The organism is Lederbergia sp. NSJ-179, assembly GCF_022867885.1.
GTDB lineage: Bacteria > Bacillota > Bacilli > Bacillales > Bacillaceae_C > Lederbergia.
This window is the reverse complement of sequence record NZ_JALIFP010000005.1, coordinates 73,540-97,022: the sequence shown is the minus strand read 5'-3', so window position 1 is coordinate 97,022 and position 23,483 is coordinate 73,540. Positions and strand designations below refer to the sequence as shown.

The 23,483-nt window shown below is 38.3% G+C and carries 25 protein-coding genes; 15 read left to right on the top strand and 10 right to left on the bottom strand.

Translation table 11 applies throughout. The features are described from left to right. Positions 1–350 precede the first annotated feature (350 nt). From MUB24_RS05760 to MUB24_RS05730, 7 genes are all read left to right on the top strand, one after another. Positions 351–1,490 carry a DUF445 domain-containing protein gene (locus tag MUB24_RS05760; protein ID WP_244702250.1) on the top strand — a complete coding sequence of 380 codons (1,140 nt, stop codon included), beginning with the start codon at positions 351–353 and terminating at the stop codon, positions 1,488–1,490. Between the two features lie 36 nt (positions 1,491–1,526). Continuing rightward, positions 1,527–1,883 (top strand): YlbF/YmcA family competence regulator, encoded by a 357-nt coding sequence (locus tag MUB24_RS05755; RefSeq protein ID WP_244702248.1) that lies wholly within the window; start codon positions 1,527–1,529, stop codon positions 1,881–1,883. A 413-nt stretch (positions 1,884–2,296) separates the two neighbouring features. Then, entirely contained in the window at positions 2,297–3,163 is an 867-nt protein-coding gene (locus MUB24_RS05750; RefSeq protein WP_244702245.1) for a Cof-type HAD-IIB family hydrolase, read from the top strand. An 82-nt stretch (positions 3,164–3,245) separates the two neighbouring features. Next, positions 3,246–4,508, top strand: a complete 1,263-nt coding sequence (locus tag MUB24_RS05745; RefSeq protein ID WP_244702243.1) for a metallophosphoesterase family protein — start codon at positions 3,246–3,248, stop codon at positions 4,506–4,508. Beyond that, positions 4,498–7,467, top strand: coding sequence for an ATP-binding protein (locus MUB24_RS05740; RefSeq protein WP_244702241.1), 2,970 nt, complete (start codon positions 4,498–4,500; stop codon positions 7,465–7,467). The genes MUB24_RS05745 and MUB24_RS05740 overlap by 11 nt, the downstream gene beginning before the upstream one ends. Before the next feature lie 39 nt (positions 7,468–7,506). Continuing rightward, positions 7,507–8,448, top strand: coding sequence for a 3'-5' exoribonuclease YhaM (yhaM, locus tag MUB24_RS05735; protein WP_244702239.1), 942 nt, complete (start codon positions 7,507–7,509; stop codon positions 8,446–8,448). A gap of 269 nt (positions 8,449–8,717) precedes the next feature. Next, positions 8,718–8,903: a sporulation YhaL family protein gene (locus tag MUB24_RS05730; RefSeq protein WP_244702237.1), complete on the top strand. Its 186-nt coding sequence runs from the start codon at positions 8,718–8,720 to the stop codon at positions 8,901–8,903. A gap of 39 nt (positions 8,904–8,942) precedes the next feature. Here MUB24_RS05730 and MUB24_RS05725 read toward each other — a convergent pair whose 3' ends face one another. Continuing rightward, complete coding sequence (locus MUB24_RS05725) at positions 8,943–9,887, bottom strand: peptidylprolyl isomerase (protein WP_244702235.1); 945 nt, start codon at positions 9,885–9,887, stop codon at positions 8,943–8,945. Between the two features lie 487 nt (positions 9,888–10,374). Between MUB24_RS05725 and MUB24_RS05720 the strand changes: the two genes are divergently transcribed. After that, positions 10,375–10,464, top strand: a complete 90-nt coding sequence (locus MUB24_RS05720) for a YjcZ family sporulation protein (protein ID WP_244702233.1) — start codon at positions 10,375–10,377, stop codon at positions 10,462–10,464. A 377-nt stretch (positions 10,465–10,841) separates the two neighbouring features. Here the strand turns inward: MUB24_RS05720 and MUB24_RS05710 are convergent, their stop codons facing one another. After that, positions 10,842–11,381 carry a DUF3267 domain-containing protein gene (locus MUB24_RS05710; RefSeq protein ID WP_244702231.1) on the bottom strand — a complete coding sequence of 180 codons (540 nt, stop codon included), beginning with the start codon at positions 11,379–11,381 and terminating at the stop codon, positions 10,842–10,844. A 121-nt stretch (positions 11,382–11,502) separates the two neighbouring features. On the opposite strand from MUB24_RS05710, the gene MUB24_RS05705 reads away from it, so the two are divergent. Then, positions 11,503–11,874, top strand: a complete 372-nt coding sequence (locus MUB24_RS05705) for a DUF1878 family protein (RefSeq protein WP_244702230.1) — start codon at positions 11,503–11,505, stop codon at positions 11,872–11,874. Here the strand turns inward: MUB24_RS05705 and MUB24_RS05700 are convergent. Together MUB24_RS05700 and MUB24_RS05695 are read right to left on the bottom strand one after the other, a co-directional pair. Next, positions 11,871–12,434: an HTH-type transcriptional regulator Hpr gene (locus tag MUB24_RS05700; protein WP_244702229.1), complete on the bottom strand. Its 564-nt coding sequence runs from the start codon at positions 12,432–12,434 to the stop codon at positions 11,871–11,873. The genes MUB24_RS05705 and MUB24_RS05700 overlap by 4 nt on opposite strands. 155 nt (positions 12,435–12,589) lie before the next feature. Further along, positions 12,590–12,952 (bottom strand): YtxH domain-containing protein, encoded by a 363-nt coding sequence (locus tag MUB24_RS05695; RefSeq protein ID WP_244702228.1) that lies wholly within the window; start codon positions 12,950–12,952, stop codon positions 12,590–12,592. Between the two features lie 165 nt (positions 12,953–13,117). Here MUB24_RS05695 and yhzF point away from each other — a divergent pair, with 165 nt between their 5' ends. Beyond that, a complete protein-coding gene (yhzF, locus tag MUB24_RS05690; RefSeq protein ID WP_244702227.1) occupies positions 13,118–13,327 on the top strand; it encodes a membrane protein YhzF in 210 nt (69 codons plus the stop codon). Between the two features lie 44 nt (positions 13,328–13,371). Here yhzF and MUB24_RS05685 read toward each other — a convergent pair whose 3' ends face one another. The 3 genes from MUB24_RS05685 to MUB24_RS05675 all read right to left on the bottom strand — a co-directional run bounded on the left by MUB24_RS05685 (position 13,372) and on the right by MUB24_RS05675 (position 14,701). After that, entirely contained in the window at positions 13,372–13,893 is a 522-nt protein-coding gene (locus MUB24_RS05685) for a tryptophan transporter (protein ID WP_244702225.1), read from the bottom strand. A 142-nt stretch (positions 13,894–14,035) separates the two neighbouring features. Beyond that, positions 14,036–14,461 carry an HIT family protein gene (locus MUB24_RS05680; protein ID WP_244702223.1) on the bottom strand — a complete coding sequence of 142 codons (426 nt, stop codon included), beginning with the start codon at positions 14,459–14,461 and terminating at the stop codon, positions 14,036–14,038. A 30-nt stretch (positions 14,462–14,491) separates the two neighbouring features. Then, a complete protein-coding gene (locus MUB24_RS05675) occupies positions 14,492–14,701 on the bottom strand; it encodes a hypothetical protein (protein WP_244702221.1) in 210 nt (69 codons plus the stop codon). Positions 14,702–15,191: 490 nt separating this feature from the next. On the opposite strand from MUB24_RS05675, the gene MUB24_RS05670 reads away from it, so the two are divergent. Then, positions 15,192–15,941, top strand: coding sequence for an ABC transporter ATP-binding protein (locus MUB24_RS05670; protein WP_244702219.1), 750 nt, complete (start codon positions 15,192–15,194; stop codon positions 15,939–15,941). After that, positions 15,925–17,151 (top strand): ABC transporter permease, encoded by a 1,227-nt coding sequence (locus tag MUB24_RS05665; protein ID WP_244702217.1) that lies wholly within the window; start codon positions 15,925–15,927, stop codon positions 17,149–17,151. Before MUB24_RS05670 ends, MUB24_RS05665 begins: the two co-directional genes overlap by 17 nt. Before the next feature lie 52 nt (positions 17,152–17,203). Here MUB24_RS05665 and MUB24_RS05660 read toward each other — a convergent pair whose 3' ends face one another. Both MUB24_RS05660 and MUB24_RS05655 read right to left on the bottom strand, forming a co-directional pair. Then, on the bottom strand, positions 17,204–18,391 hold the full coding sequence (locus MUB24_RS05660; RefSeq protein ID WP_244702215.1) for a M20 family metallopeptidase: 1,188 nt from the start codon (positions 18,389–18,391) through the stop codon (positions 17,204–17,206). A 148-nt stretch (positions 18,392–18,539) separates the two neighbouring features. Beyond that, the gene (locus tag MUB24_RS05655; RefSeq protein WP_244702213.1) at positions 18,540–19,049 is read right to left on the bottom strand and encodes an antibiotic biosynthesis monooxygenase family protein; all 510 of its coding nucleotides are present in this window, start codon (positions 19,047–19,049) and stop codon (positions 18,540–18,542) included. Between the two features lie 263 nt (positions 19,050–19,312). Between MUB24_RS05655 and hemE the strand changes: the two genes are divergently transcribed. The 3 genes from hemE to hemY are packed head-to-tail and all read left to right on the top strand — an operon-like array spanning position 19,313 to position 22,746. Further along, positions 19,313–20,347: a uroporphyrinogen decarboxylase gene (hemE, locus tag MUB24_RS05650; RefSeq protein WP_244702211.1), complete on the top strand. Its 1,035-nt coding sequence runs from the start codon at positions 19,313–19,315 to the stop codon at positions 20,345–20,347. Positions 20,348–20,368: 21 nt separating this feature from the next. After that, positions 20,369–21,307: a ferrochelatase gene (gene hemH / locus MUB24_RS05645; RefSeq protein WP_244702209.1), complete on the top strand. Its 939-nt coding sequence runs from the start codon at positions 20,369–20,371 to the stop codon at positions 21,305–21,307. An 11-nt stretch (positions 21,308–21,318) separates the two neighbouring features. After that, a complete protein-coding gene (hemY, locus tag MUB24_RS05640) occupies positions 21,319–22,746 on the top strand; it encodes a protoporphyrinogen oxidase (RefSeq protein WP_244702207.1) in 1,428 nt (475 codons plus the stop codon). 51 nt (positions 22,747–22,797) lie between these two features. On the opposite strand, the gene MUB24_RS05635 is transcribed toward hemY, so the two are convergent. Then, positions 22,798–23,364: an SCO family protein gene (locus MUB24_RS05635; RefSeq protein WP_244702205.1), complete on the bottom strand. Its 567-nt coding sequence runs from the start codon at positions 23,362–23,364 to the stop codon at positions 22,798–22,800. Positions 23,365–23,483: the final 119 nt, after the last annotated feature.

Here is a 23,483-nt window from a genome sequence, read left to right as displayed (position 1 = left end):
AATAATGGCAATCTTTTTTCTCATTTTAGTTTACCAAATATAATCCGGCATTTAAAAGAATATCGTTTCATTTAGAAAAGGGAACTTTTTTTCGTTAAATTCGTAAAAGAGGATAAAGTGAAACTTCATTCAGTGGGAGTTTTTTTCACCCCCACTGATGGGTAGATCAAAGGCTAAATTCGCGACGTCCTGTCGCAACGCCTTTGTGACCAACATCCTGTTGGTCCGAACGAATCGGGGATTTGACTTTCAGTTGATCCCCCACTTACAATTCTTGTTTTTCCTCGAATTCTTGAAGTGGGGGTCTTACTGCCAGTTAATTCGGGATAAAGCATTCAGGAGGAGGAAAAATGCCAAACTGGACATGGACATTATTATTTATGATTGTGGTTGGAGCCATTATTGGAGGGTTTACAAATTTTTTGGCTATTCAAATGCTCTTTCGCCCTCATCGCCCCATCTTTATTGGGAAATGGCAACTCCCTTTTACACCAGGATTGATTCCAAAAAGACAAAAGGAGCTTGCGGTACAAGTTGGAAAATTAGTGGTCAATCATTTAGTGACACCTGAAAGCATACAAAAAAAGCTCTCAGAACCAAAGCTTAAGCATGAAATGGCGACTTTAGTAAGTAATAAAATTCATAGCTGGCTTGATCAAGGACTGACAGTACAACAGGTATTAGATTCCTTGCAAATAAAGAATGCAGAACAAAGAACGAAGGCATATCTACATAGTAAGGTAGGTCAAAAATATGCAGCGCTAAAACAAAAATATTGGAATGAGCAAATAAATGAACTCATACCAGAAGAATGGAAGGCAAGTGTACAGGAAAAGATTCCCGTTATTTCTGATAAAATAATCGAGAAAGCGATCGATTATTTTTCAAGTGAACAGGGAAGAGATAAAATAAACAACATGATTGAGAACTTTTTTGAGGATCGTGGACGCGTTTGGAATATGATTCAAATGTTTGTTGGAAATCATTCGCTAGTAGATCGTTTTCAACCGGAAATCATTAAGTTTTTACGTAATGATGGCACGAAGCAAATGCTTAATACTATTTTGCAATCTGAATGGCAAAAACTACAGCAAAATTCCCTTCAAGAATTATTTCCCAATTGGCAGGACGAGCCATTGTTGGATTATATACAAACATGGGTGGAAGAAACAGTTTCAATAGAAAAGCTCTTCCGCACTTCGATTCATGAACTCATTTTGCCTTATAAAGCAAAGATTGATGGAAAATGGATCCCGTTTCTTTTCGATTCAATAGGGAATTTTTTCGTACAGCGAACAGAGGAAATCATGAAAAGATTCCATGTAGAAGAAATTGTTCGTGAGCAAATTGAAGCATTTTCTACAGTGAAATTGGAGGAATTAGTCCTCTCGATTGCGAAAAAAGAGCTTACAATGATTACGTATCTTGGCGCCATTCTTGGTGGTGCGATTGGCCTAATTCAAGGAATCATTGTGATGATCACCTCTTAGTATGTTACACTGTTTGGGAAGGAGGAGATTACAGCAATGGCAACAAATCTTTATGATTGTGCATATGAGCTTGAAAAGGCCTTACGTCAAAGTGATGAATTTACAGATTTGAGGAACATGTATAAAGCAGTTGAAGATGATGCAACAGCAAAATCCATGTTTGATTCATTCCGCCAGATTCAAATGCAGCTTCAGGAAAAACAAATGGCTGGACAAGATATTTCTGAAGAAGAAGTGCAACAAGCACAAATGATTGCAAACCAAGTGCAACAAAATGAAAAAGTAACGAAATTAATGGAAGCGGAGCAACAGATGAGCATGATGATTCAGGAGTTAAATAAAATTATTATCAAACCACTGGATGATTTGTATGGAGTTTTAGGGGTACAATGATGTGTTCTCAAAATGTTAGGCGATTCCCTTTAGAGGATGTTCAAAAAGTAAGGATCAAAGGCTAAATTCGCGACATCCTGTCGCAACGCCTTTGTGACCTGCTTCCTGCAGGCCTCCGGTAAAAATGACACTTCGAATTTCTTCGTTGGCTTGCTTTTCCGCTGCTCACGTATCGGGATAAGGTTCTTCTGCTAAAACCGCCCACGTCCTGTGGGCAACGCAGAAGTCAGTACATCCTGTACAAGTCCGCTGCTCAAAGCTACGCCGCCTCGAACTTCTTGGTCCTTTTTATCCTCCTTTTTGAACACGCACCTTTAGGGATTGTTGCCTAGCATTTTTTGGTTCTATCCCCTCTTTACTTGCATAAAATATTTATAGAACAAGTTGGTCCTGCACAATAGGGGGGTATCAGCATGATTTATAAGTTACTTGCTTTGAATCTGGACGGCACTTTATTGCAGGATAATGGCCGTATAAATAAAGTGACAAGGGAAGCTATTGAATTTGTTAGAGATAAAGATGTTAAAATTATTTTAACGACTTCAAGAAATTTTCCATCTGCCAAAAGAGTAGCCAAATCTTTAAAAATGGAAGATCATATTGTGGCTCATCATGGGGCTTTTATCGGGAAAGAATTAGATAAGCCTGTGTTCATTAAACGGATTCCGGAAGATCTTACAAATGAAATCATTGGATTATTAGAATCCTTTTCCTGCCAGATTAAAGTGATCCACGAACAGTTTATGATCGGGAATAAAATGAGTTTGCCGAATCATTTAAGGGCAAGGGTCGTTTTTCAAAAAGCGAATCGATTGGCTTATTCAGAGCAGTATGTAGATCATTTAAGGGAAGAGCTTCAAGATAATCCGATATCACCGACAATGATCGAAATATTATTTGAACATAAGAATGATCGAGCTGATGCGAAAAAGGTTTTTGAAGAACTGTACGATGAAATTGAGTGTATTGAATCAAGCCCATTCCAATTAACGATTGTCCCTACAAAAGTATCCAAATTAAGAAGTGTCCAATATTTATGTGAGCAACATGGAATTAAAAGAGAAGAGGTTGTCGCGATTGGCTCAGATTTAGATGATTTGCCTTTGATTAAGTGGGCAGGGCTTGGAGTGGCAATGGGGAATGCTCCGGCGGAAGTAAGAAAGGCAGCCGATTGGATCACAAGATCTTATGAGGATAATGGTGTAGCCTATATGGTTAAGGAACATTTTCGTAAACAACATCGATTAACCTTTCTGCGAAATATATTAGAGAATGATTAAAAAAACAGCGCTGATTATGCTGTTTTTTTCTGTGTATTTATTGTATAATGAGAGAACGTATATTCGTCGGAGGAGGATCCAATTGAAAAACGAGATTCATTTTATTCATACGGCTGATTTGCATTTGGATAGCCCTTTTCTTGGATTGAAGCATTTACCAGGAGAACTTTTTGAGCGAATTCAAAATAGTACCTTTTTAGCCTTTGAAAAAGTGATTGATGAAGCGCTTAACAGAAATGTGGACTTTATCGTTATTGTCGGGGATTTATACGATGGGGAGGATAGAAGCATTCGAGCCCAGGCCCATCTGAGACAGCAAATGGACAGGCTGAATCAGGCAGGGATACATGCCTTTCTTTCACACGGAAATCATGATCATTTATCTGGACATTGGTTGAACTTAGATATGCCCGCCAATGTGCATATCTTTCATAAGGAAGTTGAATGGATTCCCTTTACAACAAGGAAGGGTCAAAAAGTTCATTTATATGGATTTAGTTATCCTACTAGACATGTAAGAGTCAGAAAGATTTCCGAATACAAAAAGGAGGGGGAGGCGGACTTTCATATCGGCCTTTTACATGGGCATTGTGAAAGCAGCCGAAGCAAGCACCAACCATACGCCCCATTTTCTATTAAAGAATTATTACAAACACAAATGGATTATTGGGCACTAGGACATATACATAAAGCCGAAGTTTTACATGAAAATCCATATATTGTTTACCCAGGAAATCCGCAAGGCCGGCACAAAAATGAAGAAGGGGAAAAAATGTGTTGTGAGGTTCAGATCAATGCAGCAGGACAAACAAAATTAACGTTTATTCCTACCGCTGTCATTCGTTGGGAGAGCCTAGCTATTCCTTGCGTGGAAGGAATGAATTTTACTGATTTATATCTGACATGTGTCAATGGAATGGAAAGCATGCTTGCGCACAAGGAATGTGGAGTATTACTCGAAATCATTTTATCGAACGCTAGCACCCTCTCTACAGAAATCAAGGAAAAAATTGATAATGGAGAATTTTTGGAAATGATCCAAGCAGGGTTGGAGATGGAATCCCCCTTTATCTGGCCGTATAAGATCAGTAAACAAAAGCAAAAAACAAATCCGAAAGCCATACAGGACCCGACTTTTTTGAATGTAATCGATCAGTCGATATCAGATTTATTGGCGGGAGAAGAATTAGATGAATCGCTCTCCCCTTTATTTTCTCATGTTTATGCGAGTCGCTATTTAACTCCTTTTGATGAAAAAACAAAAAAACAACTTTTAATTGGGGCAAAGGAACTGATAGGCGATCGCTTGGTTGTGAAGATGGGTGGGAAAATCAATGAAACTTAAAAGCTTATATATTTATGGATATGGAAAATTCACGGAATTTGAATGGAATTCGATTGACACTTTACAGGTCATATATGGTGAAAATGAAGCAGGAAAATCGACGATCATGTCATTTGTTCATAGTATCCTCTTTGGGTTTCCTCCTAGGCAATCTTCCCAATTACGATATGAACCAAAATTTTCTCATGCTTATGGTGGCAGAGTGGTTGTCGAAACGAAAAATGAGAGGAAAATCATCATTGAGCGGATCAAAGGAAAGGCTGGTGGAGATGTTCAAGTCCAATATGAAGACGGTACAATAGGTGGAGAAGAACGATTAATCGCTTTGCTATCGGGAATCAATAAAACAATGTATCAAAATTTATTTTCTTTTGATCTTCAAGGTATTCAGGAAATTCAACGACTTCAGGGGGCCGAAATTGGACGCTATTTAATGGCAACAGGGACGATTGGGACAGATCAACTTCTCTCTCTTGAAGCAGACTTAAAAAAAGAGTCAGAGCAACTATTTAAACCCAACGGGAGAAAACCGAAATTAAATGAATCCCTACGTCAATTACGGGAGGCGGAAAAAGAACTTAAAAAAGCGAAACAGCAAAATGGAGAATATGAAGCCCTACTATCAAAAAGAGACAGCTTGAATCAAGAACGAATCAATCTTGAGCATGATGTGATAAAGAATACAGCTAAACGGCAACATGTACATACATTATTGGATAAATGGCCGATTTTAAAAGAGTATAATAGAATCGAACAACGTTTGCAAGAATTGGGAGCTATAGAATTTCCAATAGATGGTTTAAAAAGGTATGAGAAATATCAAGATAAAATGATATCCATTTCCAATCGAATCAAAAGTATAGATGAAAAAATAGAGAAAGCAAAACAGCTCCTTGAGCGTTCGAAACCATCCCCAACCTTTCAAGCAGTTATTCATAAAGCGGACAAGCTTATTCAGGAATGGCCGTTGTTTTTACAAAATAAGACAGAGATTCATGAGATGAATAGAAAAATAGAAGAAAGTGAAGAAAGAATCGATGAGATTGAGCATATTTTACAACTTTCTTTAGAAGAACGAGATGAAAAGATCGATCTTGGGATGAATAGAAAGGAACAAATTAGGCAGACATTGAATCAACAATTAAAAGACCAGTTAAAAGCGGAAGATATTTCGAACCAAATAGATACAGTAACAAAAGAATTAAACAAGATGGAAGAGGAATGCCATCATATTGAAGCGCGTTTATGGTCGGAATTAGACTTTAAAAGGTTACAAAGAGAGAAAGATGATTGGAAAGAGACAGAAGAAATAAAAAGCGAAAAGGAAAGATTAAAGCAAGAACTTGAACATATTCAAAAAGAAGGAACGCAAAGAAAATATAGAGGAATCGGGGAGGGACTTCTCTTATTTGCGAGTGTTATTCTTTTCATATGGTCTGTTCTCTCCTCTCAATGGCTTCTAGGCGCTTTTGCTAGTCTGGTATGGGTGTATCTCTTGATGACTACCTTTCTAGCTAAAAGGGCTAATAAGAGTGCAATGAAGGATAATCTGTCTACGCGGTTACGAGAGTTAACAGAGGAATTGGAAAAGAGGGAACATGATCATCAGCAAAATCCCAATAAACTGTATGAAAAACAAATGAATTTGCGTAATGAATGGAAAATTATATATCAATCATTAGAACAAACAGAACAGTTAAAGGAAGAACTCCTTCTCCAAGAGCAGCAAATAAAAGTTTCTTTAGCAAGAAATAATGAAAATATCCAAAATTTAAAAAAAGCGTTATATCTAAGTCCTGAGTTTCCGGCTTCCCGATTAGAGGATGCTGTTGATTTACTGATAGAACGCGCAGCTAAAAGGAAGGAAGTAGAGAAACGAAAGAGAATGAGCCAAGAAAAGGTAGAAAAACAGGCCAATTGGTTAAAAGAACTTGAGAGAATTGCTGAGGCTGCTGAATGTACAACGGAGGATCATTCTGAAACGATCATTTTAATTAAACAGACATTAAAAACAGAAGAGGAAAAACGAATTAGACAAAAAGAATGGAAAATGAAAAAGGAAGAATTAGAGAGTGAAAGGAAGAATCTCCAAGGGGAATACGATCAGTATCGCATTCTGCTCAACCAATTGCAGCAAACGGCCCATACAAAGGATGAGGAAAGTTTTCGAGAAAAGGCCAAGAACTACGAGGAGATGCTCCAATTACAGGCTCGCCGACAACTTTTACAAGATCAACTCAATGAATCACTAATGGAAGATTTTACATTCTATTCGGCGCAAGAGGAATTGAAACAAAAACAGGCGGTCCTCACAGAATCCATCAAAGAAATGGAACAATCATTGAATCATGTTCGACAGGAACTAGCGGCTATTCAGCATCAAATCAGTGTTTTGGAAGAAGGGGGCACTTATACAGAAAAGCTCCATCGGTTCTATCAAAATCAATCCAACTTTCAAGAAGACGCAATGAGTTGGGCTAAAATTAAACTGGCCATTACTTTACTCCAAAAGACAATGGATACCTATATTCAAGAGCGATTTCCTCAGGTGGTAAGAAAAGCAAGAGAATACTTTGGTTTCTTGACGGATGGTCATTATCCTTCCCTGCATTTTCATCAAAATGATCGATTATTTGTGGAGAGAAAGGATGGGACCTTCATGGAACCTTCAGAATTGAGCCAGGGAACAAAGGAGCAATTATATATCGCTTTGCGATTTGCCTTAGTTTTTGTTCTTCAGAAAGATTATCCATTGCCCATTATCATTGATGATGGGTTTGTGAATTTTGATAAGAATAGGACGGAAAAGGTATGTTCACTTGTTAAGAAAATGAGTCAACATTCCCAAGTGATTTTATTTACTTGCCATGAGCATATAAGGGATTTATTTCCAAGCGAAAGTATCTTCACTTTGTCCTCAACTATTCCAGAAAGCGATAAGAGTCATAGTATGATATAATTTTGAAAAGAAAAACTGGGAATGGGGGGCGTTTGAAAGATGAAGGAAATATTAGAACATGAGGTTGGAGAACATGTGGATCTATTTTTATTGATCAAAAGTGCAACAAAAGGGATCGCTAGTAATGGAAAGCCCTTTTTAACTTTAATTTTACAAGATAAGTCAGGGGATATTGAGGCAAAACTATGGGATATATCGAATGAGCAAGTGAAAATGTATCAACCAGAAACGATTGTGCGGGTAGCGGGTGAGGTCCATAATTATCGTGGGAGACTTCAATTAAAAATTAGGCAAATTCGTCCCGCTTCTTCACAAGATGGAGTAAGCGTGGCGAATTTCCTGGAAACAGCTCCCATTAGTAAGGAAGAAATTTCAAGTAAAATAACGCAGTATATATTTGAAATGAAAAATCCGAATATCCAACGAATCTCTCGGCATTTAGTCAAAAAATATTTGGAGCGTTTTTTGGAATATCCAGCAGCCACGAAGAACCACCATGAATTTGTGTCAGGTCTCGGCTACCATGTTGTGTCTATGCTTGATTTAGCAAAAGCGATTGCAGAACTGTATCCTTCCTTAGATCGTGATCTTTTGTACGCAGGAATTATTCTTCATGACTTAGGGAAAGTCATAGAGTTATCAGGTCCGGTTTCAGCTACCTATACGATAGAAGGAAATTTGCTCGGACATATCACCATAATTGTCAATGAAATTGCGAAAACAGCAGAGGAATTAGGCATCCATGGAGAAGAAGTCGTTGTATTACAGCATGTTGTGTTAAGTCATCATGGAAAGTTAGAGTGGGGAAGTCCAAAGCAGCCGATGATTAAGGAAGCAGAAATATTACATATGATCGATAATTTAGATGCAAAAATGAATATGTTGGATCGAACTCTAAAACGAGTGAAACCTGGTGAATTTTCTGAAAGGATCTTTCCCCTGGACAATCGTTCGTTCTACAAACCAACATTCCATTCTTAATGCCTTTCTAATGAAGTGCGTGTTCAAAAAGGAGGATAAAAAGGACCAAGAAGTTCGAGGCGGCGCAGTTTCGAGCAGCGGAATGTATGTTTTTAAATACATGAGCAGCGGAGAAACAAGCCAACGAAGAAATTCGCAGTGTCATTTTTACCGGACTTTTTGAACATCCTTTTAAAAGGCATTTTTTTTCATTTCCAACATATAGTGTACTAAACGTCCTCTATATTGACGCATAACTTAATGGACAAGCATAGGAAGGAGTGGATCATATGTCTTTACCCATCTGGATATACGTAGTGGTGGCAGGGATATTCGTTAGTGCTTTTATGGCTGTGAAGACGGCAAAAGAGGATAAAGATATGGAAGAGGAATGGATTGAACAGGAAGGGCAAGTATATGTAGAGCGGATGAATAAAGAAAAAGAACAGAGAGAAAAACTGAAAACACCGAGCTAGGATAAGCATGAAAAAAGCTGCCAATGGCAGCTTTTTTTGTTACTTCTCTTCTTTATCTGTAGCGGGAGCATCGTCTTTTTTATTGTCTCCACTCTTTAGATCATCAGTGGTATCTTCAGGATTTGGAGCATCAAGAATCGGTGCTACAGCATCTTTTAAATCTTTATCTTTAATTTCGACCTTTGCCTTTTTCAGTTCTCTTTTCATGGCTTGGGTGACAGAATCTTGATCAAGCTTGGACACTTTTAATTCCTGAGTATACTCATCTTTCACTTTATCATACGCTTCTTTTTTCGGCTTTTTCGTCACTTCAATAATATGCCAGCCAAATTGAGTTTTTACAGGGTCGCTAATTTCTCCCTCTTTTAAAGCAAAGGCTGCCTTTTTAAAATCTTCATCCATTTGTGGATCATCTCTTGAAATGGTTCCAAGCTCTCCACCTGTTTGGGCTGATTGATCTTGTGAGTACTCTTTGGCAAGATCGGCAAATTTTTCGCCATTATCCAATTTCTTTTTTACTTCTTTCGCCGTTTTTTCATCTTTAACGATAATATGGTTCACATCAATATCCGGCTCTTTTTGCTCGTAATATTCCTTTACTTCTTCATCCGTGACTTTTATATCTTTCGTGGCTGCTTTTTGCTGCAACAGGTTCAAACGCAATACATCACGGAAAGCATCCTCATCTTTAAACCCAGCTTGTGTAAGCTGCATTTCAAATTGAGGTCCAAGCTGGTCTTTTAGTTTCTTTAACTCTTTATCTAATTCTTTATCGCTTACCTTATACTCTTTATTAAGGACTTTTTCTATAACAAGTTGTTGAAGCGCTTGGTCTCCAATTTGCTCCTTCATTGATTCATACAATTCATCTTTTGTTACATTTCCTGCTTTTGATTTTGCGATCGTATCGCCACCGTTTCCGCTGCATGCAGCAAGTCCAACTACACCAGCAGCTAACGTAAGGGATAATACCCATTTTTTCATATTATACAACTCCCTAAAATTTAAGTGTGTGTTTAAAAAGATATTCGCCAACTAGAAACCTCGATGTGTCATTTTTACTGGAGGCCTGCAGCACGCAGGTCACAAAGGCGTGGCGATTGTAGTCGCTGATCCTAACATTTTGAATATCCTCTTATGTTGAAGATTGTGTTTAAAGCTACAAGTCATACTATAACATAGATTAATGTCGATAATAAATACTTTTTCTAAGAAATCGTCAAAAAATGGGCATTTCCCTCATGCCAATTATTGGTTAGGGCATATGGTATAGGGAATGGGAACAAAATAAAAATTTTGTACGATGTATAGAAAGAAGGGATTTTCCCTGCCTGAGACATTTTATTTTTCATGTAATATAAATCATGAAAGTAGCATATTTTTCGGCGAAAAATGAGTAATTTGGGCAAACGTCCTGACCAATGCAAAAAAAATGAATAATATATAGTAAGATTTAGAGGAGGTGTTGTAATTGTCAGCTGGAGCTGGATACGGCGGAGGCTTCGCCCTAATCGTTGTATTGTTTATTTTGTTAATTATCGTTGGGGCGGCTTGGCTATAGTAAAAGACGGTCGCAAATACAAAAAGGCGTGTTCCTAATTGGGAACGCGCCTTTTTACGTATATAAAATTTCAATGTAGGATGAAAAAAGGAGAATGGTGATGAGAACATTGATGGTCCGAAACACTTTTGGCTGGCGTTCTTCTGGTATTTCCCTAAGGATACAAAGGGAATTTGTAAGATTGTTGAATAGATATAACATAAAAACAGCAAAAACAAAAAAAAGAGCTAGCAATATTTTTTTCCTTCCCTTCGTCTCCTTTGTTGTATAGTAAAAGAATAGCAAACTTATAATTAAAAAGATAGGATAAATTAAAAAACATTAAAGCAATGGAGCTATCTTGTGCAAAACGGTAAGATATAGTAAACGTATTGCTTTTACTTGTTAATCAAAATTTCATAGCCATTTTCATTTTCTTCAACAAACGCACCACTGGGAGAGGACAATAATGTTTTTATAAATTTTAAATCTGGTGTACAAAGTCCGATATGATAAGAAAGTAAAATAGCAATATAATGGCGATAACTAGGAAATAAAAATAATATGGTGATTAATAAAGCATTAATGATTATAAACGGAAAAACGAGAGCAAGCGAATACTGTGTTTTCGAAACAGGTGTATACACCTTTAATTGAATAATAGGCAGGATATAAAAATACCATTCTATTTTCATATTGATATGAGCAAAAGCACTTTTCAATGGCAATAAATGACAAAATTTATGCAAAGGGTATAGTAAAATAAAGATAATGAAAAAAGTAATCGCATGATTATCCTTTAATTGACCGGAAGTCGTCGTTTGGATCACAACATAAATAAATAGAAAGACAAGTAAGGCGATCAAACTAGAGATCGTAAACAAACGAAAAAAATGATACTTTCTATTTACACTACATGATTTCCAGCAATGCATCATCAGATCCTCCAAACTGAGAAAATAAATAACTCTACATACCTTACGATGAAATACATGTAAAATCAATAGGCTTTTTATAAAAAAATAATTAAGATCATATCGAGAAAGGACGAACGCCGGTATGTCGGCATATCAAGATAAAGATGGGGTACTCATAATGGATCAATTATTAGCAAGAATAAAAAAACTGGAATACCATCAAAAATTATTATTGAACATGATACATGGAGAAGGATTTGAATTTGATCGATTGATTGTTGTGAATAATTTAGACCAAAATGAAGTTGAAGAATTCTTGAAAATGTGTGAGGACTTGAACAAAGAAATGCTAGAGCAAAAAGCGGAAAAGTTTATCTTTTACGCTCCGCTTTTTGCTGAATTTAAACATCGACTAACTCCGAAGTTAGATCATCGGGAAGTGATTGAGGCTTGCTTGAGGCAACAGATTTACCCAGAATTAATGGAGAAATTGAAGAGAAATATTCTGGATTAAACGACCTTTTCAATTTCTGCTTTTTCGGACTTATTTTCCTTTTCCAGAAATTCTTTTTCTAGGCTGGAAAAGGAGGTTTCAAATATATCCATAAAATCTTTGCCATAAATATTACGTACAATTGCTAGTAGCTCAATAACCTCAGGGAATTTACCATATAACTCACGTAAAGGGAGGGATCCTTGGTATACCGAATTATTGGCTGGCTCGTAGGCATCCATCAATTCGGTAAGTAAATTTTTCCCTTTATCCGTTAGCTTAATGTATGTATTGCGCTTATCATTTTCTCGTTTAGAAAGGGTTAGGAATCCACGCTCCTCCAGTTTCTTGGAAAAATTAAAAGCTGTTGAAACATGCATGACACCAAATTTGGCTACATCTGAAATAGTTGCGCCATTTAAATAATGGGCAATCCATAGAACATGGTATTCATTAATATTTAAATGAAATGGTTTGATCCATCGCTGCCAGTCTTTTTCAATTGCTTTCCAAAGCGCTTTAGAAAGCTGGGCCATTCTTTGAGTGAAAAGCATAGATTCTGTAAATTCTTTTTCTTTCATTGTTTTCCCCGCCTTTTGAACTTTAATAATATTATGCCAATAAAGTAAAGATTAATAAAGATGTAAATTCACAAAATCTTTAAATGCCAAAAAATATAGTAAAAAATATGAAGGATTTCCATAATAAAATGGAAATCCTTTACAAATTGTTTAGGTTATGATTGATTTTCCTTTAATTTTTCCTCAAGCTGTGCAATTGTTTTTTGAATTTCTTTCATTTCTTCTTGTAAAACCTTTTTATTGGGTTCCACATTTTTTTGCCATTCTTCCACGGCCACTTTTACATCTGCCGCCAGTTCTTTGATCACTTCTTTCCCTTCCTTGGATACCTTTGAAACAGAATCCTTAATATCCATGACATCTTCTTTTAATTCCGTAGCCATTTTCAGCCATTCATTCTTTGATTCTTTAACCTGATCACGTAATTCTCTTCCTGAACTGGGTGCTGTAAGTAATGCTGTCGCTGCCCCAACGACTCCGCCAATTAAAATCCCAGTCACAATTGCTTTTCCGTTCATTTGGATCACCTCAAAATTATTCTAATCTTATTCTTATATGTTCTCCATACTTTTAAAAAATCCTGCATTATTCTTTACCCTATTTCACTCATGCTTATTCATATTAAAGCATAGATTATAAAGAAGAAGTAAGGTTTGATCTGAATAGATAGTGGATGCTAAGGGATGGGGTGGGCAGAAATGACATTAATGAAAGTGGTATTTATCACCTTGGGACTCATTCTGCTTTTTATAATGGCACATCAACTGACAATGTATGTGCGACCAGGAATCTTTCCGCCCAAAAGAGTTGTGAAGGAGCGGATTGTTGTGGCTGGAGGAGCAGGGGTCTGTTTTTTGTGTATTGGGATCCTATTTGCTATTTTGGCAAAATAAAAAACCTAGTATAACAAGTGGATTATACTAGGTTTAACGCTCTTTTACATAGTGGTGGTGGAAGCGAAATTCGTTCTCTTCAATATTGTTGTAACAAACGGGTATAGGATAAACAGTATAATAGCATTAAGCGCCATTGCAGGTAGGACCGCTGATCCAAATAAGACAATAAATGGCCCTGGCAATCCAAATAGAATATAGGCAGAACCAAGGAATAGAATACCCGATACTAGTGTACAAACAACCGTAAGAATGGTAAGAGAAAGTAGCTTCGATACCTTTTTGCTAAGTAAAAGAAACAAGCCATAGAAGACAAAGGCTGTGATCGGTTTATCAATGATATTTGGAATTTGACCCATAGGAAAACCTGTTGTTAATGCGGTCAAAAGCCCTGTTGCGATTCCCAAAAGCAGGACATTTTTCCTATCGGGAAATAAGGCAATCCCGAGGAACATCATGGCCAGCATCATATCAGGTTTAATGGTCCAAGGTTCAGGCATAATTAGATGAAGCACCGTCCCAATTCCAAGCAGCACGGATAAAAACACGAGCGTTTTTGTATTCATTTGTACTCTCCTCTTCTCAACTAAACTATGCTTTCTCTCCTGACGTGCACTTTTGCCGCCAGCGAAAGGTTAGGAATATTTTATCATATGGCAGGATCTAAGGGAAGATGTTAAAAACACAAAAACCCCCCGTTGTACAGAGTCAGATTTGAACAGCTTGGTTGATAGCGGATGCGATTTGTTTTAAGTCTTCTTGGTCATAGTCCGCTTGATGGCTTATATATTTGGTGCGAATGCCATCTGTTTCATTATAGCGAGGGATAAGATGTAAATGATAATGAAAAACTTCTTGTCCCGCAAAAGACCCATTATTATTGATGATATTGAGTCCCTTTGGCTGAAATTCGGACTGTATGGCTCTAGCAATAGCTGGAACGACAGCAAATAATTTCTTGGCCGTATCAGCATCTAAATCAAAAATCGTTTCATTATGTAATTTTGGAATAACAAGTGTATGCCCTTTTGTTACCTGGCTTAAATCAAGGAAAGCAAGGACATCATCATTTTCAAATACCTTTGCTGAAGGAAGCTCTCCATTGATAATCTTACAAAAAATACAATCACTCATTTGTGTCACCTTCCAATTTTTATATTCATTTTAACATAAACTAAAGGCGGCGCACAGTTCCGCCATAGACACCCGAAGTTCAGTAGTTCCCTCCCGAAGTTCAGCAATTCCCACCCAAAGTTCAGCAATCCCCTCTCGAAGTTCAGCAATTCCCACCCGAAGTTCAGCAATCCCCACCCAAAGTTCAGCAATCCCCACCCAAAGTTCAGCAATTCCCTCTCGAAGTTCAGCAATTCCCACCCAAAGTTCAGCAATCCCTTCCCGAAGTTCAGCAATATAAGGTTGGGGTGAGATTAAAATTAAAAACGTGCAAGGTCTCTAAGAAACCTTGCACGGTGAAGGGGTTAACGGGTTTTAGGAAAGATTCTCTTTGTAAGTTATTTCCTTTTACAGAAACAACTTAATAAAAAGATTTTCCCGATTTTCCACTACCATGCCCAACGGAATCATCTCCCTTGTCAAGCAAGTTTGATTTATCCAATCTTCATGATCAATGTTCATCGCTACTTACTTTCCAATGCTGTTTTTGGTCTTTCGACTATTTCAGCTTGTTTCCCGCCCCTTCATTCATTATAGTAGCCTGATTTTCGTTTGATCATACTGGTAAAAGGATCCAAAAAAGATTTTTGAAAATAAAGCAGGATTTTGCTAAGGAAAAGAAAAATCGGCAACATATGAAATAATTTGGTACACTAATGACAGAGAGAAATGAGAGAGAGGACGAGGGTAAATGCCTTTACTAGATGTAAAAAATGTCACGGGCGGATATACGAAGCGGCCGGTCATAAAAGATATTTCTTTTCAAGTGGAAGCTGGTCAGATCGTAGGATTGATCGGATTAAATGGAGCCGGAAAAAGTACAACCATTAAACATATCATTGGCTTAATGGAAGAACGCTCAGGAGCAATCACCATTAATGGATTATCACTAAAGGAAAAACCGGAGGAATATCGAAAACAGTTTTCTTTTGTTCCTGAAACCCCAATCCTATATGAGGAATTAACATTAGAAGAGCATTTAAAACTGACCGCCATGGCTTATGGGGTTCCTGAGGAAGTATATAAAGAGCGGGTTGACCCCTTATTAAAGGAATTTCGGCTGGATAAGAAGCTGAAGTGGTTTCCAGCTCATTTTTCGAAAGGGATGAAACAAAAAGTCATGATTATGTGCGCCTTTTTGAATGAACCTTCTTTATATATCATTGATGAACCCTTTGTTGGGCTTGATCCACTCGGAATTCAATCCCTTTTAGAGTTAATGGGTAAAATGAAGAATGGGGGAGCTGGGATTTTAATGTCAACCCATATATTAGCAACAGCTGAGCGGTATTGTGACAGTTTCATTATTTTGCACGATGGGAAAATCCGAGCCAAGGGAACGCTCCGAGATTTACGTGAGGAATTTTCGATGAAGGATGCAAACCTTGATGATATCTACGTGCAATTGACAAAGGAAGAGATCGATGAAAACAATGGATGAGCTGTGGAAAGAAAGAGTCCGAGACTATATAAAAGAACTGCAGAAATATATGAAATATATGTTTAATGATCACTTATTGTTTGTCTTGATTTTTGGTGGAGGAGCGGCCATTTATTATTATTCACAATGGGTAAAAACCCTTGATTCCTCTTTTCCAGTGGCCATCATCATGGCGATCCTTTTGGCTGTAATCTTATCCGCGAGCCCCATTTCTACGTTATTGAAAGAAGCGGATCTTGTATTTTTACTGCCTCTTGAGACGAAAATGCAACCATTTTTTAAAAAAGGAAGATGGCTAAGCTTTCTAACACAGGCCTATCTTATTTTGCTTGTGCTTGCGGTCTGTATGCCGATGTTTGTTCAGGTAACAGGGAAAGGCTATAAGTGGTTTTTTTATTTGCTTATCATCACTGTTTTATTAAAATATTGGAATTTGCTGATCCATTGGTGGATGTTAAAGATAACGGCCCCTTACTCGCTCTGGTATGACTGGCTGATTCGTTTTACAATTAGTGGACTCCTGCTTTATTTTATATTAGAAGCTGCCTCTTTTTGGTTTATCGGTGCCGTGCTATTTATTTTAGCGGCCTTTACGGTCTATATAAGGGAAGCAGCTAAAAATAAAGGAATAAAATGGGAGCTGTTGATTGAAAAGGAACAAGCAAGAATGCAGGCTTTTTATCATGCAGCGAATATGTTTACAGATGTTCCCCATTTAAAAGGACGGGTAAAAAGAAGGAGCTGGCTTGATTCAGTCTTTTCTTCGATCCCTTATGGCCATGAGCAAACATTTCGTTTTTTATATGCCCGCGCTCTTGTTAGAACAAGTGAATACTCAGGTTTGATTGTACGATTATCGCTTATTTCAGCGCTTATTATTTTGTTTAGCGGCAGTTTGTATTTATCTCTCGCCATTTCTTTATTATTCTTATATTTAACAGGGTTTCAACTTTTTCCACTGTTACGGAGATATGAGCTGAAAATTTGGACAAGTCTTTATCCAATTGACAAGAGCCAAAAAAGCCGCGTGTTTTTACAATTACTGTTTAAAATTTTACTCATCCAAGCGCTTTTTTTCGGTGTTTGTGCATGGATAGGGGGAGACATTCTGCAAGGAGCAATTGTCGCTGGTGTTTCCATTTTATTTTCAATCCTGTTTTCTAAAATGTATGCTCCGAAAAGAATCAAGAAACTCTTATTTTTTCCGTGAAAGGTTGAAAAGGAAAGCTCTGTGGCAACGGACCACAGAGCTTTTCCACTGATTAGCTGGAAACAGAACCCGTTGCCTTTAATGCGGCAAGACCGAGAGTTTTTGCAGCAGCAAGCATCGCCTTTTCATTTATATCAAATTTCGGGTGATGGTGGGGATATGCAGTTTTCACTGAATCTGGCTTGGCACCTGTAAAGAAGAACGTTCCTTTCACATTCTCCAAATAATAAGCGAAATCCTCTCCGGCCATTTCGGGTATAGATTCTTCGATGGTTTTTATTTCAGGGATTTCCTTGGCACATTGAGCAAGAAAATCTGTCTCCGCATCATGATTGACAACGGCCGGATATCCTCGATGATAATGAAATTCATAGTCACAATTGGCTGCAAGACATGTACCTTCTACAATCCTGCCAATTTCTTTTTCTATCATCTCTTGGACCTCAGGGTTAAAAGTTCGAACAGTTCCTCCAAGTGTTACCTGGTCGGCAATTACATTAAAGGAATTCTCTGCTAGAAAATAGCCTACGGAAAGAACCGCTGACTCAATCGGATTCACTTTTCTGCTGACAATTTGCTGTAAATTCATCACTAATTGGGAGCCAATCACAATCGAGTCCTTTGTTTTATGCGGTTGGGCGCCATGACCCCCATAGCCTTTTATTTGAATCTCAAAACGGTCGGCTGCCGCCATGATTGGTCCTTTTCGATAACGGATTGTTCCATAGGGAACCGTCACCCATAAATGAGTGCCGAAAATAACATCCACTTCGTCTAAGCAACCATCTTCAATCATGGGTTTGGCGCCACCCGGGGAAACTTCCTCGGCATGCTGATGGATTAAAACATAAACACCCGCAAGCTCTTCCTTCATTTCGAAGAGAATTTTTGCCAGTACAAGAAGAGTGGCAGTATGGCCATCATGTCCACAGGCGTGCATGACACCGGGTACCTTGGATTGAAAGGGAAGGCCGGTTTCTTCTTGAATAGGAAGAGCGTCAAAATCCGCTCTTAAGGCAACGGTTTTACCTGGTTTTCCGCCCCTTATTTTCGCCACAATTCCATTTCCTCCCACATTTGTACGAACATCCGTTACCCCTAATGCCTGATAATATTTTGCAATATAGGCCGCAGTCTGTTTTTCTTGAAACGATAGCTCAGGATGTTGATGAAGGTATCTCCTGATTTCAACCATCTCGTCGTAGTTTTGTTCCAATTGATTAAATAATTGTTTTTTCATCTACACCACGCACCTGACTCAAAGTATTTTGAGTCTATTATAGCAGTATTTTTCTAAAACTTCTTGGCCCTTTTTATCCTCCTTTTGCACACGTACTTATAGAAAAGACTTAACCCGAAAAGAATTAAGAGCTTTTCGGGTAGCATCATCATTGATCCTGTTCTTCCTCTACTTCTTCTTCCGCTACCGTAAACGTATACGTATGGGGGGCACTTGAAAAGACGTCACCCAAATGTTGATGAACTTGGAATTTTTGGAAGGTTGGTGAACCTTGCCAACGTACATAATTTTTTTCGCTTTCCCACATTGTCATGATGATATACACATCACTTGATAAGGGGCGTAATATTCTTGCGGCTAACAAGCCTGTTTCCCCTTTTAAGAGCGCTAATTTATCGTCAAAATTATATTCAAATAATGGTTTGTTCTCGTCCCTTACTGGAACGTAATGGCAGGCTACATATCCCACTTTAGCCAATTCCCCTAATGAATCTATGCAGTCATATTTTCTCGGCGATTGGAAAACGGACCGTTTTTCCGTTTCATGCCATAATTCTGTTGTTCGCATATTTTGCAATAGAAGCATTTTTTCAGAAGGATGGTTTTCCTCTATTTTTTTTAAAAATCGATAGGTTCCAGCCGTTATGTACATATACATTTTCATCACCCCTTGCTATATTATAAACGTTATTTCTCTCTGATAGTATTTTACCCATAGTTGGGATAATCAAACCAGCACTGTTTGGATAGATTTATGGCTAAAATAGGAATAAAAAGCAACGGTAAAAAGGACAAATTTATGACAGAGATCCCGATTTGCTATACTTTGCTTGCCAAAAATACTATAGTTATGACAATAACTTGTAAATTATAATATGTTTTAAAAAACATACTGATATTGAAAGGTGGATTGGAAGATCCATGACAAAAATAAGCAATGATACATTTTTAAGAGCGGCAAGAGGAGAGCGAACAGATCATATCCCTGTATGGTATATGCGTCAAGCCGGCCGTTCCCAGGCTGAATATCGAAAATTAAAAGAGAAATATTCTTTATTTGAGATTACCCATCAACCAGAATTATGTGCCTATGTGACAAAGCTACCTGTTGATATGTACCAAGTCGATGCTGCCATTCTTTATAAAGATATTATGACACCCCTCCCCGCTATAGGAGTCGATGTTGAAATAAAAAGCGGAATTGGACCTGTCATTGACCAAACGATTGGGGCGAAATCTGATGTGGAGAAGCTAGGAGAGCTAGATCCAGAAACGGATATTCCCTACGTTTTAGACACGATTAAGCTTTTAACAGAAGAGCAATTAACGGTTCCTTTAATCGGATTTGCAGGTGCTCCTTTCACTTTGGCTAGTTATATGATTGAAGGTGGGCCTTCTAAAAATTATCATCAAACAAAAGCATTCATGTATCGAGAGCCAGAAGCTTGGTTCCTATTGATGGATAAGCTTGCCGATATGACAATCCGCTATCTAAAGGCTCAAGTACGAGCGGGTGCCAGTGCCTTGCAGATTTTTGATTCATGGGTAGGGGCCTTAAGCCGAACGGATTATCAATCCTATATTAAACCGACAATGGAGAAAATATTTACAGAAATGAAAAAAGAGAAGGTTCCCTTAATCATGCACGGTGTCGGAGCCAGTCATCTCGTATTGGAATGGAATGATCTCCCCCTTGATGTTGTTGGATTAGACTGGCGTTTGCCGATTGCAGAGGCAAGAAAATTAGGTGTTACAAAGGTTGTACAAGGAAATCTTGATCCAGCTGTGTTGATCGCTGATTGGCCAACGATTGAAGCAAAGGCGAAAGACATCCTTGATCAAGGGATGCAACAACCTGGCTTAATCTTTAATCTTGGTCATGGTGTTTTTCCAGAGGTTAATCCCGATGTATTGAAAAGATTAACGACCTTTGTTCATGAATACAGTGCAAATTAGGAATAATCAGGAGTGAAGAAAATGAGTAAGAAAAAAATGGGTTTATTAGTAATGGCATATGGAACTCCTTATCATGAGAAGGATATCGAACGTTATTATACACATATCCGTCATGGGAGAGCTCCTGCCAAAGAGGCGTTAGAAGATTTAAAAAATCGTTATCAAGCAATTGGTGGGATTTCTCCTTTAGCGAAAATTACTGAACAACAAGCCTATGGTCTACAAGATCATTTGAATCAACTTCAGGATGAGATTGAATTTAAAGTCTATATTGGTCTAAAACATATTGAGCCTTTCATCGAAGATGCCGTGGAAAAAATGCATAAGGATGGGATAGAAGAGGCTGTATCGATCGTGCTTGCGCCTCATTTTTCTACTTTCAGTGTGCAGTCCTATAACAATAGAGCGAAAGAAGCGGCCGAAAAATGTGGTGGACCGACAATTACGTCCATTGAGAGCTGGTATGAGGAACCTAAATTTATTCAGTTCTGGGCAAAAGAAGTGAAGGAGATCTATGAGCAAATGGGCGAGGAAGAACGAGAGTCAGCCTGTTTAATTGTGTCCGCACATAGCCTTCCAGAGAAGATTTTGGAATTGAGTGATCCTTACCCACAACAGCTTGAGGAGACAGCTAAATTGATTGCAGAGGCAGCAGAGGTTGCAACCTATTATGTTGGTTGGCAAAGTGAAGGAAACACACCAGATCCGTGGCTTGGTCCCGATGTACAGGATTTAACACGGGAGCTATACGAGCAAAAGGGTTTTAAAGCCTTTGTCTATGTCCCAGTAGGGTTTGTCTCCACCCACTTAGAGGTTCTTTATGATAATGATGTCGAGTGTAAAATGGTGACAGACGAGATCGGTGCTACATATTACCGTCCAGCAATGCCAGATGCTCAGCCTGAATTTATGGATGTGCTGGCTACTGCTGTGCTCAAGCATCTTGGAAAACTAAAGTAGGCGATGGATGTATGAATCAACAGAAGAAAAAGGTGGTTGTAGTCGGTGGAGGCATCACCGGCTTAACGGCTGCTTTTTATTTGAACAAAGCGATCCGACAACACCAATTGCCATTTGAACTGACACTAATTGAAGCAAGTCATCAATTAGGTGGAAAAATACAAACAGAATATCGGGATGGATTTGTAATTGAGAAAGGGCCTGATTCCTTTTTGGAACGAAAGACAAGTGCTAAACAGCTTGTACATGATGTAGGCTTAGAGTCAGATTTGGTGAGAAATACGGCAGATAAAATTCATATTTTAGTAAAGGATCAAATATACCCTATGCCGATTGGAGCGGTGATGGGGATCCCCACGAAACTAGGACCGTTTTTGAAAACCGGACTTTTTTCCGTGCAAGGAAAAGTAAGAGCAGCTTGTGATTATATTTTGCCACGCTCCAAAAAACAAGAAGATCAATCGATCGGTCATTTTATTCGAAGAAGATTGGGAGATGAAGTAGCGGAGAATTTAGTGGAACCCCTTGTATCTGGCATTTATATTGGAGATATGGACCAATTAAGCCTTATGTCTACTTTCCCACAATTTTATCAAGCAGAATTGGAGCATCGCAGTCTGATTCGTGGATTAAAGAAAATGTCTAAAAGCCCCACGGCAACTACGGTCACTAATCAAAATCAAGGGGTTTTCCTTACACTTAAAAGTGGATTACAGTCACTAGTCGAGAGAATCGAAGCGCAACTTGCAGACGCGACAATTTTAAAAGGTTCGGCTGTTAGGGAACTAAATAAAACGACAAACGCGCATTATGAGTTGAAATTAAACTACCGTGAATCGATTAGAGCAGACGGTGTGATCCTCGCTCTTCCTCATCCAAAGATGGTCGAATTATTTCCAGATAAGCACAATATAAGGGAATATACCCAAATGCCTTCTACCACAGTGGCAACCGTTGTGATGGGGTTTAAGGAAGAAGAGATTCAGATAGAGGATGGCACTGGCTTTGTCGTATCTAGGCATAGTGACTATACCATTACAGCCTGCACATGGACCCATAAAAAATGGCCGCACACAGCTCCAAAAGGGAAGGCACTGCTTCGTTGTTATGTTGGTCGTAATTGGGACGCAACAGTTGTGGAATTATCCGATATGGAGATTGCGGCGATCGTTTTAGAAGATTTAAAGAGAGCCATCAATCTATCGGCAAATCCAGACTTCTCCATCGTGACAAGATGGACAGAAGCCTTTCCGCAATATACAGTTGGTCATTCCCAACGAGTAAAGGAAATGACAAATAAGTTAACCGGAGAATTCCCTGGAGTATTTTTCACTGGCAGTTCTTTCGGTGGTCTCGGTCTTCCTGATTGCATTCGTCAGGGAAAAATGGCGGCCGAGCAAATGATTGATTATTTTGCTCGAGAAAATCAAAAACCCTAGGAAAAACAAAAGCCAAGCAAAGAACAAAATTCAGTGTTCTTTGCTTGGCTTTTAATGTTTGCGAGCTGACTTAATATCTTTCAGTATTTGTTTATAGGGGACATCTTCATTTCCAGGATAATCACTGATCACTTCGCCTTTTTTATTAATCAGAAAAAATTTTGTACCGTGGATGACCTGGTCATCATCTTCAGGTTTGACGACCCATTCTTTGAAATTTTTCAAGGCATAATCTTCTATCTCTTTTTGTGTATATCCAGTTAAGAAATGCCAAGTTGAGAAATTGGCCGCAAAGGATTCAGCATATTTTTTTAAAGCCTCTGGGGAGTCCACCTCCGGATCAACACTAAAGGAGACAAAATGCACATCATCCAATCCCGCATCCTCGACTTGCCGTTGAAGATCACTCATATTGGCGGTTAAGGTGGGACATACGGTTGTACAATTTGTGAAGACCATATTAGCGACCCATACTTTCCCTTTCAGATCCTTAAGCCCTAACGCTTGTCCGTCTTGATCAGTATATTGGAAATCTGCTAAAGGGCGTCCTTCCTTAGCTGAACAACCAGTAATGACGAATAAACAAAATAATAAAAGTAAAAATACATTTTTTTTCATAAGAAAACCTCCGACCATTCCTAATCTACCATCATTATACCCAAAATGGTAAAGCGGTTGGGTATTTCTGCAATCTGTTCAGAAACTGTTCACTTATTGCTGCCCCAGCCTTTTCACAA